We start from the raw sequence: 12,200 nt of genomic DNA, 5'->3' as shown, positions 1-12,200 counted from the left end.
ATTAGTTCTTTGAGATTTCTTCCGTACGAACCTCCGCACCTTCTACTACTGTTGAAAGGTTGGTTGTTATAACCTGACTGTCTCCATCCAGTCCATCGCTAACATATGCAAACACGTCATCCTGAAAGAGAACAGAGACTTTCTTAATGCTCAATAATCCATTTTCCATCACCCATACACTATTATCCTTCCTTAGGTGGTCCCTGTCCAGCCTCACAACATCCACCAGCTCCTTGGCAGGAATTTCTACTTCCACAAATGTTCCGATCATCAGAGCCGGCTGCTTCTCTGTAGCCTGCATCGGTTTAGAAACAGCTACAAGTACCTGTGCGAATCGAGTTTGATTTGTAAGTGTACCTATGAGCTTATACAGCCTTCCCTTCCTATATTGACCTTCAGACCAGGAGTTATTTCTGATAATCACATCTTCATCCATTGATTGTTCGTCAAAGTTCATCCAGCTCACTTTGAATTGTGGTACGTTAACATTCACCCAATATTCATTGACACCCACAAGTCTGGCTATTTCATTTCCCGGTGACACCTGCGATCCGACATTCACTGACCTGCTTAAAATATGAGCATCAAAAGGAGCTTTCATTTCGGTACGTTCCAGGTCTAATTGAGTTTGCTTTAACTGTGCCCTTGCTCGCTGCAGATTAGCTTTCGCAATATTCAATTGAGGCGCACGAAGCAACAGGTCTTTGTTAACATTATTATCAATGTCCATCTGAGCCATCCGATAATCGTTTTCTGCCGCCTCCTGCTGTCCAAGTTCAAGATCATAGTTTGATTGAGCAATTTGAAGGTTGCTTTCTGCCAAGGATACATTGTTTGTGTAATCCGACGGGTCAATTTTAACAAGTGTTTGTCCTTTAGCAACCGTTGCACCTGGAACAAAATTGGGATGGATGTAAATCACCTCTCCTGTAATTCTTGGACTGAGCATGATATCTTTTGATGGCTGGACGGTACCTGTGGCACTAATCATCGGGCGAAAATTTCCTTTCTGAACCGAAGTAACCTCCACCAGCATAGCGGTTTTTTTTGTAGCGCTTTCTCGTTCGGCCTCAGGTTCTGTGGAGAAGGTCCAATAGATCAAACCGACACTGACAATGATGATCAGCAAGATTGTTAATAGCGTTTTGTTTCTATTCATTTCGTGAAAGATAGAAATTCAATCTAAAGACTTTTTGAAGTTAGTTGTTGTTTTACCAACAATGAAATGGCCTGTATGTTTTTATAAAAAAAGCCCCTCCATGATGTGAAGGGGCTTTGAAAAAGACTTATCAGTGCTTTTATAAATCAAGAATCTTATAAACCAGGATTGGAATTTTGGACTCGTTTACGACATCTTCAGCAATGGATCCTCCAATGATATGGGCAATTCCTTTCTTACCATGCGTACCCAGCACAATCATTCCTGCTTTTACTTCTTCTGCAAACTTTACAGCTCCCTCATCCGCAAAATCCGCCTCAATGGTATTCACGGTATAATCTTTTAGCGAATTTCTTTCGGCAAAATGCTCCAACTGCTTCTGTGCTTGTGACTCCTCTAACCAGTTATACGGTGTTTTAACCTTCACCACATGCATATTCAATCCTAATAAATCCTGCATGTCTTTGGCATGATCTGTGATTAAGTCTTGCTCCTGACTTAGGTCAGAAACATAAGCCATGCTTTTCATATCTTTTAAGTGAGTCTCGCCTTTAATGATAAATACCGGGCATTCGGCATGACGAATCATGCGCTCTGCATTCGAGCCGATAAAAACTTCCCTCAATCCAGATGAGCCCTTAGATCCCATGATGATCCAGTTTGCTTTCTCTTCAGCAATGAGTTTGCTTATGTTCGTAAAAGCATTCCCATACTTCATGTGCACAGAAACTTCCTGACCGGCATCAGCCACCCGTCTGGACCATTCATCCAGCTTATTATGTGTGGCTTTGATGAACTCACCGGTGTAAAAAGACTCCATTCCAGAAGTATTTACCTCACCGGTGAAACTCAAATGACCTACAGGCATTTCAATTACGTGAACAAGCACAATCTCTCCTTTGACCTTTTCATTAAACTCAATGGCGAAATTGAGTGCATGAGAAGCCATCTCAGAGAAATCAACTGGAACAATTATCTTTTTCATAGGATGTATGTTTTGTTTTTTAAGATGTTAATACCTCGATTTTCCTATACTCCGGAATTCCGTGAGCATTCTTTACACTGTTTAAGCTAATGGATTTTTCTTTCTTATCCATCTTGAATGACCATACCGGCACTTTAATATGATTAACGGTATCCTCAGTTAAGCTACCGGATAGCCAGTGAGAAAGTCCCCTTCTGGCATGCGTTTGCATTGCAATCATGTCAGCATTGGTGTCATCAGCGTGCCATAAGATTCCATCGGATGGAAACACATTCCTTACGATGGTAACCTCGAAGTTAGAAATACCGTGTTGCTTAATCAATTCGCTAAGTTCTTTGCTCACACTCTCTTCGTTTTCAATGTTATGAGGGGTCTTAACCCATAAAAACTCAAGCTTAGCCTCAAATTGTTTTTGCAGTCCAGCTACCTGATTAAAAAAGGATTCTTTTAACTCACGGATGTCTATCGGAATAAGTATTCGTTTAATAGTGTTTGCATTACTTCTTCGAGGCACAGAAATCACAGGACATGGCGCATGACGCACCACCTTTTCTGTATTGGATCCAATCAATGCTTCCTCAAGCCCGGAAGCACCGTGCGTTCCTACCACTATAAGATCATACCCCTCCTCTTTTACCAATTCTTTAATAGAATTGATCAATGAGGACTCATGAATCAATGATTTGATTTTCAATCGTGTTTCAAATTTGCCAATGAAATCTTTCATTTTGGCATCCATTGCCTCTTTCACCTCATCCATCATGGATTTCGCTGTAGCAAATGAGGTAAACTGATAGTCAGTAAAATAGTCGAAGTGAACACTGTTTAAAAGTGTTAATTGCGCATCATTCTTTTCCGCAACCTGAATGGCAAACTGCACGGCAGATTTGCAAACGTCGGAAAAATCTACGGGTACTAATATCTTTTTCATCGGTCGTCGTATTACTTTTAATTTACTTCAAAGGTAAATATCCAGCTGAGTGCTTAGTATGATATTTAAAAGGACAGCCTCTGATTTTCATCACCTACTGACGAAGATCAGCTTCAGCACTAAAAATCATCACATTTTTAATCTGGTATCACAATTAAATTGTGAATCAAAATAGATAGTCATGGAAAAAATTAAAACAGTAAAACAGTTAGTACAAGCTCTTGACAATTGCCAAGAGTGTGGTAATCATGTGCTCGACGTAATGAATAATGTAGCGATTCCACGAGCCGAGTTTGAACGTTACTATTCGTGGAGTGATGAAAAATACGCCAGAAATGTGCTGGCAAGGAATGATGATTTTGAGGTGCTTTTGATCTGCTGGGAAAAAGGTCAGTCCTCTCCTATCCATGATTTCAATGCACAGGAAGCGTGGATACATCCCATTGAAGGCATGCTTAGAGAAGAGCGATTTAAGATCAATGTTGATGATGATCGATTGGAAAAGGTAAGCAATGTACTGTTGGGCACAGATGAGTTTTCTTATATGAGTCAAATCGGCATACATCGTTACTCCAATGCCAACAAGGCAAGATCAGTAAGCTTAAATATTTATCGCAAGCCTGTCACTGAATGGCATGTATATGATGTGGAAAGCTCTGATAGCACCATGGTAGAAACATGGGAAAACAAGCATTATGATTTGCTTGGGCAGGAAGCCTAATGCCTCTTTTTACGCTGAATGATTGGGATTATTCCGATGCATAGCTAACCTTGGCTTGATGAAAAGCTATGTTCGGATTTCACTGGTATTTCTGACCCTGGCGGCATCAATGGGATTGCTGCTAAGGCTAATGCAATCCGGAATTCCTTTGATGAATTATAAATACCTGCTTCATACCCACTCGCATATAGCTTTGATTGGTTGGGTGTACAATGGAGCTTTCATCATCATTTCTAACCTGCTGGGCGTTGAGCACAATAAAGGGTTTATGCGACTTTTCTGGATCACTCAGCTCAGCATTATCGGCATGCTTTTTTCCTTTCCTTTCCAGGGATATGGGGCTGTTTCTATCGCTTTTAGTACGCTATATGTGTTTTGCTCGTACTATTTGGTTGTTTTGATATTCAGGCATACCAGTGATAAGCCTAAATCTACCAAATCACGCTTTTTAAGGTGGGGAGGTATCTACCTCATTGCCTCAAGCATCGGTCCGTATGCACTTGGTTACTTCATGGCGAATGATATGGGCGACTCGATCTGGTACAACCTTTCTATTTATTGGTTTTTGCATTTTTTATACAATGGATTCTTCTTATTTGTTGTTTTTGCTTACCTGGTTAGAGACAATTTCCCAAACAGAAAACGCATTTTTATCCTGATGAATGCCTCACTAATTCCACTTTTTGCACTCTCTGTGCTTTGGGTAGATCCTCCGGCATTGATGTACTTCTTAAGTGGAATTGGCGCACTGTTACAACTGATCGTCTTTGCCTATTTGATAAAAGGCATGGATTATAAGATCACTCATTCCTTCCCATCTATGTTACTCAGGCTAGCGCTAATTGCTTATGGTTTAAAACTAGTATTTCAACTGGCTGGTAGCACTCCCCAAATGCAGGAGTTCATAAACAACACAGTCCCCTATTCGGTCATCGGATTCATCCACCTGGTGATGCTGGGGTTCTTCACGCTATTTCTACTCTCCTACTTTTTCCGTAATGAATGGATAAGATTGACCAGACTTTTAAAATTTGGTACCTGGCTGTTAATCATTGGAATTGTATTGTCGGAAGGGCTTCTTTTCGGAAAGGCCGTGCTTACTCAATTATCCATTTTATGGCTTACCGACTTCTTTCCTACCCTCACGGCTGTTTCTTCACTAATGCCTATTGGAATTCTTCTTTTAACGATCAGCGCCTTTGGTAGCCAAGTGGTTTCTGACCAATTGAACTAACAGATACATCGCATAGAGGATAATGGTCAGAAAATTCAGAATCCCACCAATGTTTCGAGCGGTTTGTATTTGGAGGTAATCCCCAATGATAAGCCTGACAATCAGCCCCAGTGAGAGAAACAGCACGCAAAAGACAGGATACGTTTTCAATTGATTAAGACCTAGTTTCTGTAACAGTGCATCCGGTGCATTGATGAAGATCATAGAGAAAAAGAAGCCTAAAAAGAATGCATGAAGCACCAGGTCATAGCTATACAAGATATAATCTGAAAATAGCGAACTGGCTCCTGTCAGCAGCAACCATAAATATGCTGCCACTAATCCCAGAAGGTGCTTACTGCTATTTTTTATCTCCAGATAACCTAATCGCATGCTTAATGCCATGATACCGATCCCATAAATGGTTTGACCATACCCATGAAAACCCAGCCAGAAGGAAAAGAAAATAGCCAATGAAAGAATCAGGCTGATCACATCCTTTTTTCCCATTTTACTGAGTCGGGTGCCTACAATCAACATGAGGATAAATACGATCCAAAAAGGGACTGCTTCCGGATAAAAGCCGTTTTGATAGAACTTGAGATTGCCAATAAACCATGACAAAAGCCCGATCAGCTGGTACAACCCATTTTGTAACTCCTTCTCGGCCAGCTGAAGTGCTTCTTTGAGAAACAAGATCCCAATATTGCCAGCTACCAATAGCAGGCCGAATTCAAAACCAAACAGATAGGATATTAGCCCTGCAATAAGTAAGATCAGGCCAATAAGTATCCATGGGTCTTTTGGCTTACTTAGCAAGCGCTCAACAGTAATTACACCCCCGGCAAATCCATTGAGCATTAAAACACCGTGGTGAAAGGAAAGTGGAAAGTTGATCAGCCCAAACCGACTTAGGCCTGTGAATAACCCAAGAACAAGAAAAATAGGTACTGCTATCGCAACCAGTTTCAGTTTGCTCATTAGCCGAAGAATAGTTACTTAGCTTCTTTGATCATGATCAACATCATTTTGAAGGGCTTGACAGCCTCCAATGCATGAGGAACGTTGGCCGGCATGACAATCATCTGACCTTCCTTCAACTCAAAAACTTCACCGTCGATGGTGATTTTAGATTGACCTTCTACAACAACCGCCATCGCATCAAAGGGAGCCGTATGTTCGCTAAGTCCCTGACCTTTGTCGAATGCAAAAAGGGTCGTATTGCCACTTTTGTTTTTTGTCAACGTCTTGCTCACAACAGCCCCTTCGGCATATTGGATCGATTCTTTTAAAGTGAAGATTGTCGAATGATTAATAGTATCCATGATTAATTTATTTTATGGTAATCAGTCCAAGTATAGTGGCGATATATGCAGACATATATTTCTTTATTGCTCTTACTTTTTTCCTTGACGAAAAAAGTATCGCAGCGGCGAACCGCCAAAAAAAGTCAAGAAAGTTTGAAAGCTATCAACCCTTATGCCTTCACTGGCCCGCCATACTTTCATTCCCACCCTCCTTTAGGGAGAGTAAACACTCACGTTATTTAATTCTAAAAATCCTTTTTCAATGATTTCCTTAGCATGAGCGTCACGGGAATTAATACCCATAGTAAGAGCACCCCAATCGAGATGAATAACCCTGAGTTCGTGCCAAAGAATTTTTGAAACAGTGCACCTGTATAACCCAGCAACGCTGAAATCTCCAGCTTAAGCAAAATCATAATTCGACTCAAATCAATGGGGTTGAAAAGGGATACTCCCAAGGCAAACTTGTCTAACGGATAATCTCCGAACACTACCAAAGAGATCATAAACAGTCCATCGTAGATCACCGCAAAAAAGAGCCACATGAGGATGGCATAACCAAAGCCCTTGATCTTGTTGGCGTTGGCCAAGCCAATGTTAAGCGACAGTGCTACGAAAATAAACGTGAGGAATGTACCGGAAGCAAGCAGTGTGATGAAATTGCCTACCGCATCAGACTGAGTAATTCCATAAAGCAGAAACGGTATACCCAAACCAAGCACCAAACTCATTGACAATGAAAGGGATAAACCTAAATACTGTCCCAGAAAGATGGTAGAACGTTTGACCGGTTGGGAAAGCAACAACTCTGTAAACTCTCTGGAGTTGTAGAAATACATAATGCCGAAAATGGTACCAATCATAGGTGTGAGCACCACGATGATATTCATCAGTGTGATGGTCGCCTTCGATAGATCCGAATTTAGGAACAGCAGCACGAATCCCAGAAGCATGTAGAAAGCCAGATATACGTAGCTCCATCTGCTGCGCATCAAGTCGTAAAAGCTGTATTTTAATATTTTAATTGCTGACATTAAATTCAAATTAAAAATGTAAACTCCTTCATCTATCTATTGCGTTTTTTCGCACTATCTGAGAATTCTTTTATTTCCATTCATTCTGCATTTCATTTCTTTCTACCCTTCACTTTTTTTCTTGACAAAAAAAGTGACAAAAAAGTCAAGAAGATTTTAAAGCCTTTGCGCACTTGGCCATCACCACCGCTCCAAATCTTCTTTCCCACCCTCCTGGTCGTATTGTTACTGTATATTTCTTTCTGAGCCTATTCATATTTAATTGTGAGTGCCATTAGGCACTAACATCGCTGCGATTGCATGTTCTAAATCTTTTTCATTCGTCTGTTTCTGCATCTCTTCCAATGTGCCCTGAAAATGGATCTTGCCATCCAAAAGGAAGATGATTTCTTCAGCCACCTCTTCCACAAGGCTCATTATGTGCGTGGTGATAAGAATGGTCTTCCCCTTCGCTCGCTCTTCATCAATCAGCTTCTTTAACTCTAGGAGCGCCACCGGATCTAACCCTGCTGTTGGTTCATCCATGATACAGATATTGGAATCAAACATGAACGCCAACACAATATTCACTTTCTGTCTGGTACCTCCGGAAAGATCAGATAGCTTCTTATCCAGAAATTTTTCCAAACCAAATCGGTCGATTAGTTCCTGTTCCCTACCCTTCCTATTTCGGATATCCAGGATCATTTTGATCAGCTCATTGACTGTAAGATTTTCCGGGAAACGAGCAATCTGCGGCAGGTAAGCAATGTCTTTTCGATATTCCCAGCTTCTCTTAATGGCCTTTCCATTGACCTGAAGGTCGCCACTATTGGGAATCACCATACCTAAAATGCTTTTGAGCATAGTCGTTTTACCGGATCCATTGTGTCCCAGGACAGCAAAAACACCCGGTCGGTCTATTGAAAAGCTGACACCTTTCAATACCTCTAATTTTCCAAAGCTCTTATGTAAGTCAGTTACTTGAATCATTTGAATGCGTTCATTGCCGGTGTTTGATCCACCAGGTTGTCAGGAGTAAATACAGGCGAAACCTTTTCGGAAAAGTTCATAATATCCACAAACAGGCTTCTAAGTAAAATGATTGTTTCAGGGGTGTTATTCACAATATATGAAAACAACTTCACCGGACGATACGGCACATCTCCCACGCCATCTTTGTCCAGATCATAACCGGTATAATCTCCCCAATAATTACCGTCAAAGGTGTTATCATTCATTTTGGAATTATAGGACACATCAAAGGAGTTTCCTGTGAAATCATTTCCAGTAATCCGATTGGCATAGCAACCTCCGGATACCTTAATGGCCCACCCATTTCTATTAAATACATTACCTACATAATTAATGCGACTGGTGCCATCTATAAAAACAGCTGTAGTGTTTTCGGTGAATTCATTATCCAATACTTCAGCATCATAAATTTCTTTCAATAGTAGTCCATAACTTGCTGGCCCCCAGTTGTTAATAAAGACATTACTCTTCATCGTGATAAACTTAGAAAACATGACTGCTACCCCCGCCCCATTGTGTTCAAATCGATTGCTGATATAGTCATCATTATTGGAAAACATAAAATGCAATCCGTATCGGACATTGTCATGCGCGTAGTTTCCTTCAATAGTGCTCTCATCCACAAACTCCAGGTAGATGCCATCCCTCATTCTATAAACTTCATTGTCATAGATCTGAAGGCTGGAGCAATGCCAGGCATGAATGCCATTTCCCGCCTGGTCCTCTTTTACATTCTCTCCATACACCAGGTTATTTCTGATGATACCTTGACTCGATTTCTCTATTAGCAGTCCAAAAAAAGGATCGACTATTGTGTTATTTTCAATAAGAAAATGATCGGCTCGAGAGGCATAGATTGCAGCATAGTCCTTTGTATAGCTTTTACCTGCATTGATGATTTTCAGTCCAGAGATGGTGATGCTGTCAGCGAGCAACTTTAACACATAGCTTTTATTCTGTCCGTTCAGAATCGCTCCATTCTCTCCCAATAAGGTGATGGGTTTTGTCAATTCCAGATCAACGACTGAATAAACACCACTTTTGATAATAAGGGTATCATGTGGTTCAGCCAGATTTACTGCTTGCTGCAGACTCTTTATTTCACATCGTGCGCAAACCGCAGTTTGCGCGCTGATCTGGTAAAGCATCAAAGAAAAAAAGGCAATAAGCAGTAGTCTCATGTCAGATAGAATATCTAAGACCTATGGTAAAAGATTCTTTTTCATTCATTTGGATTCCTTCTACCTTCTGAAAGACAGGCAGTCCATAGGATACCCCGGCTTTAAAGTCTCTTAGCACCGGATTTTCACCAAAGGAAAAGTTAAGGGCTACATTAGAGTAAACCTTAGTGAAACCAGTATTTTTTGTGTCAGCGGTTGTCACCATCATTGGATTTAGCATTTCATCTCGCCCACTCATTTCCATTTGTTTTTTAGCACTTACTTGTCCTGCCACGCTCATCCAGTTGGTGAGATTATAGCCAACCCAGGTATTCAACACATACTCATTTCCCCATCTATAACCTTCCGAGCTTTCACCTGTACGAATGGTTGCGAGTGGTTGGGCACCCCAACTGATATTCTCACCAGAACCTTTGTAAGTACCGCCGAAAGTCATATCAACCGTTCCGCTCCCAAGCTGCATAGGGTAAGGCAATCGCATGCCCTCTCCCATGGGGGTATCTCCCTGGTTCCTAATGCTTCCGGTTGGGATGCTCACTCCTGCATTCAGGTGTAATGAATGTGCTGATTCACTAAATAGACCGTATAAAGCACTGATCTTTAAATCACCAAGACCGGCACTCTCTGTGCTGAAGTTCATACCCATCATGCTACTAAGATCCATTTGGTTGCGCTGAAAGTTTTGCATTAACATCAATGTCAGCCGATCAGAGGGGGCATACATGATTCCAACCATCAGCATATCCATGCGCATCGCTTGTGGCGCCACCATGTAGTTTTGAAAAACAGCCATGTCATTCACCTCTTCAGTGCCGGAGAGGTTTCCCTCCATTTCCATGGTCATATATCTTGCCGAAACCATGAAGCCTCCTTTGTGGTGCAGGTGATCTCCCATGATTCCGATCGGCGCATATGCATCAGGACGGCTGTGATGATGTGTCGGGTGATCCAAAAGACCAAACCTGGAATCTTTAAACTTCGCCTTTAGCTCATCCCAGTTATAAAGCTCGCCCCCTTTATTCTTTTGTACTTTTTCAGCTACTTCTTTCGATCCATACGCCGAAAGGTAAGCACCCATTGGACTGGCGATGTTCTTGCTCTTCAAATAGATCGCAGTTTTAGCATCAATGAGTGATCCGTTCTTTTCATAATCCGCCACCATGAGTTTGGTGAAGCTACTTTCATCTTCCACCTTTAGGTAGTTAACCAGGCACTCAATGGCGTCAAATTTTTGTGTATCACCATCCTGATCTATGGCCACTGCAACAAACTGCTGATCCTTGATGAACATGTTGCAATGTGAGCAAGCATCAGTTCCGATTTTGATCAAATCCTGAGCAAGAGTTGCCTCTGTCATCACCAAAATAGTGACGATAAATAATATCTTTTTCATGTCTTTTTTTTAGTTATTAGAATTCACAATTCTCTTAGAAGAATGTTAAAAACTTGTCATATTGAATGCAATGAAATATCTTCTACTCAGCCTTGAGGAATCACAATGTGACTACTTCATTTAATTATTAAATATTTCTCCTACCGTCGAAAAGACAAGTTTTTTATGAATTTTAAATCGAATTATAGTTTCAATCTATTTCAAATTCCGCCTTTAAAGCCTTCCAATCCAGGCCGGTCCCGGATACATCCTGCACAGTCTCGTTTCGCTTATCCTCATTTTCAAATGCCGTAAGGAACTCACCCATAGGACTGGGTATGTCCTGTGAAATCAAATATGCGGCTGTTGAAGCATCAGTTAATACACCGGGATTGGCATAATCTGCGACGAGATAGTGTCGAATTTCCGGATGCTCCCACTCCTTCATATCATTGAGCATGCATTCAATCGCATCGTATTTAAAGGCTTTGCCTGTTTTGATGACTATCTGAGCTGAATGTTGCTTATCTACAATGGTCATTCTGCAAAAGTCACATGCATCTGCGCCATAATTTATGGGCTTTGGCCCGCTACTGCATGAGGAAGCAAACAACATCACGCCAACCATTACAAGAATAATTACTGGATTCTTCATTGCTCCATTTATTTAGTTGCTAACTGTGATTTTCTACCCATATAATACGCCACCAATGTAAGTAGCATACCAAATCCTAGCAATATCCCTCCTGTCCGTGGATACGAATAGGCATCAAAGTTTAAGAGCTTTTTATGCCCAAGTAGTGGAGGATTGTATTTCATAGGCGTTCCATCGGGGTTAACCAGCTTTAGTATGGCATTGGGATCCAAATCTGTCCCATAATCTACCAGCCATAAATTGAAATCATAAATCCCTAATCCTCCCAAAATACCCATCAAAACAAACCATAGGAGAAACAGAACCGGTGGTATTTTTTTCATGAAGCCCAAGATGCCAAAAACGATACCCAGACCAGCCATTATTCCTACCACTTTCGGAAACGCAGAAAACTCCCACATTTCATCAGGTTTTGGAAGGACCTTCATTCCTATGTAGTGATTAAGCCCATCTATGTTTTGAATATCAAATTCGTTCTCTCCTCTTAAACCATCTACATGGATATCAATACCGAGAGGTTCAGGGTATTGAGGTGCGCCAAGGCGTATATTCCACATGGGGAATACAAATAAACCTAAGAGCATAGCGCTTCCAATGATCATTAAGATACCAGCCCGTTTCATTAGCT

At 41.2% G+C, this 12,200-nt stretch carries 13 protein-coding genes; 2 read left to right on the top strand and 11 right to left on the bottom strand.

Annotated elements, in window-relative coordinates; genetic code table 11:
- Nucleotide 1: 1 nt before the first annotated feature.
- From ACP14Y_RS18425 to ACP14Y_RS18415, 3 genes are all read right to left on the bottom strand, one after another.
- Nucleotides 2-1,159, bottom strand: coding sequence for an efflux RND transporter periplasmic adaptor subunit (locus ACP14Y_RS18425; RefSeq protein ID WP_424964369.1), 1,158 nt, complete (start codon nt 1,157-1,159; stop codon nt 2-4).
- Nucleotides 1,160-1,298: 139 nt separating this feature from the next.
- Nucleotides 1,299-2,144, bottom strand: coding sequence for a universal stress protein (locus ACP14Y_RS18420; protein WP_424964368.1), 846 nt, complete (start codon nt 2,142-2,144; stop codon nt 1,299-1,301).
- 19 nt (nt 2,145-2,163) lie between these two features.
- On the bottom strand, nt 2,164-3,075 hold the full coding sequence (locus ACP14Y_RS18415; RefSeq protein ID WP_424964367.1) for a universal stress protein: 912 nt from the start codon (nt 3,073-3,075) through the stop codon (nt 2,164-2,166).
- Between the two features lie 181 nt (nt 3,076-3,256).
- Between ACP14Y_RS18415 and ACP14Y_RS18410 the strand changes: the two genes are divergently transcribed.
- Nucleotides 3,257-3,796: a cysteine dioxygenase gene (locus ACP14Y_RS18410; protein WP_424964366.1), complete on the top strand. Its 540-nt coding sequence runs from the start codon at nt 3,257-3,259 to the stop codon at nt 3,794-3,796.
- A gap of 58 nt (nt 3,797-3,854) precedes the next feature.
- Nucleotides 3,855-5,030 carry a hypothetical protein gene (locus ACP14Y_RS18405; RefSeq protein ID WP_424964365.1) on the top strand — a complete coding sequence of 392 codons (1,176 nt, stop codon included), beginning with the start codon at nt 3,855-3,857 and terminating at the stop codon, nt 5,028-5,030.
- On the opposite strand, the gene ACP14Y_RS18400 is transcribed toward ACP14Y_RS18405, so the two are convergent.
- The 8 genes from ACP14Y_RS18400 to ACP14Y_RS18365 form a co-directional block, all read right to left on the bottom strand.
- Nucleotides 4,980-5,990 (bottom strand): hypothetical protein, encoded by a 1,011-nt coding sequence (locus ACP14Y_RS18400; protein WP_424964364.1) that lies wholly within the window; start codon nt 5,988-5,990, stop codon nt 4,980-4,982. The two genes, ACP14Y_RS18405 and ACP14Y_RS18400, sit on opposite strands and share 51 nt — an antisense overlap.
- Before the next feature lie 14 nt (nt 5,991-6,004).
- The gene (locus ACP14Y_RS18395) at nt 6,005-6,334 is read right to left on the bottom strand and encodes a cupin domain-containing protein (protein WP_424964363.1); all 330 of its coding nucleotides are present in this window, start codon (nt 6,332-6,334) and stop codon (nt 6,005-6,007) included.
- Between the two features lie 227 nt (nt 6,335-6,561).
- Complete coding sequence (locus tag ACP14Y_RS18390) at nt 6,562-7,350, bottom strand: ABC transporter permease (protein ID WP_424964362.1); 789 nt, start codon at nt 7,348-7,350, stop codon at nt 6,562-6,564.
- A 258-nt stretch (nt 7,351-7,608) separates the two neighbouring features.
- Nucleotides 7,609-8,322, bottom strand: a complete 714-nt coding sequence (locus tag ACP14Y_RS18385; protein ID WP_424964361.1) for an ABC transporter ATP-binding protein — start codon at nt 8,320-8,322, stop codon at nt 7,609-7,611.
- Nucleotides 8,319-9,545 carry a nitrous oxide reductase family maturation protein NosD gene (locus ACP14Y_RS18380; RefSeq protein ID WP_424964360.1) on the bottom strand — a complete coding sequence of 409 codons (1,227 nt, stop codon included), beginning with the start codon at nt 9,543-9,545 and terminating at the stop codon, nt 8,319-8,321. The genes ACP14Y_RS18385 and ACP14Y_RS18380 overlap by 4 nt, the downstream gene beginning before the upstream one ends.
- 1 nt (nt 9,546) lies before the next feature.
- Entirely contained in the window at nt 9,547-10,938 is a 1,392-nt protein-coding gene (locus tag ACP14Y_RS18375) for a nitrous oxide reductase accessory protein NosL (RefSeq protein ID WP_424964359.1), read from the bottom strand.
- Between the two features lie 190 nt (nt 10,939-11,128).
- A complete protein-coding gene (locus ACP14Y_RS18370; RefSeq protein ID WP_424964358.1) occupies nt 11,129-11,572 on the bottom strand; it encodes a nitrous oxide reductase accessory protein NosL in 444 nt (147 codons plus the stop codon).
- An 8-nt stretch (nt 11,573-11,580) separates the two neighbouring features.
- Nucleotides 11,581-12,195 (bottom strand): hypothetical protein, encoded by a 615-nt coding sequence (locus tag ACP14Y_RS18365; protein ID WP_424964357.1) that lies wholly within the window; start codon nt 12,193-12,195, stop codon nt 11,581-11,583.
- Nucleotides 12,196-12,200 lie beyond the last annotated feature (5 nt).

The sequence above is a fragment of the Ekhidna sp. genome (assembly GCF_965247405.1).
Taxonomy (GTDB): Bacteria; Bacteroidota; Bacteroidia; order Cytophagales; family Cyclobacteriaceae; genus Ekhidna.
This window is presented reverse-complemented; position numbering and strand designations above follow the sequence as displayed.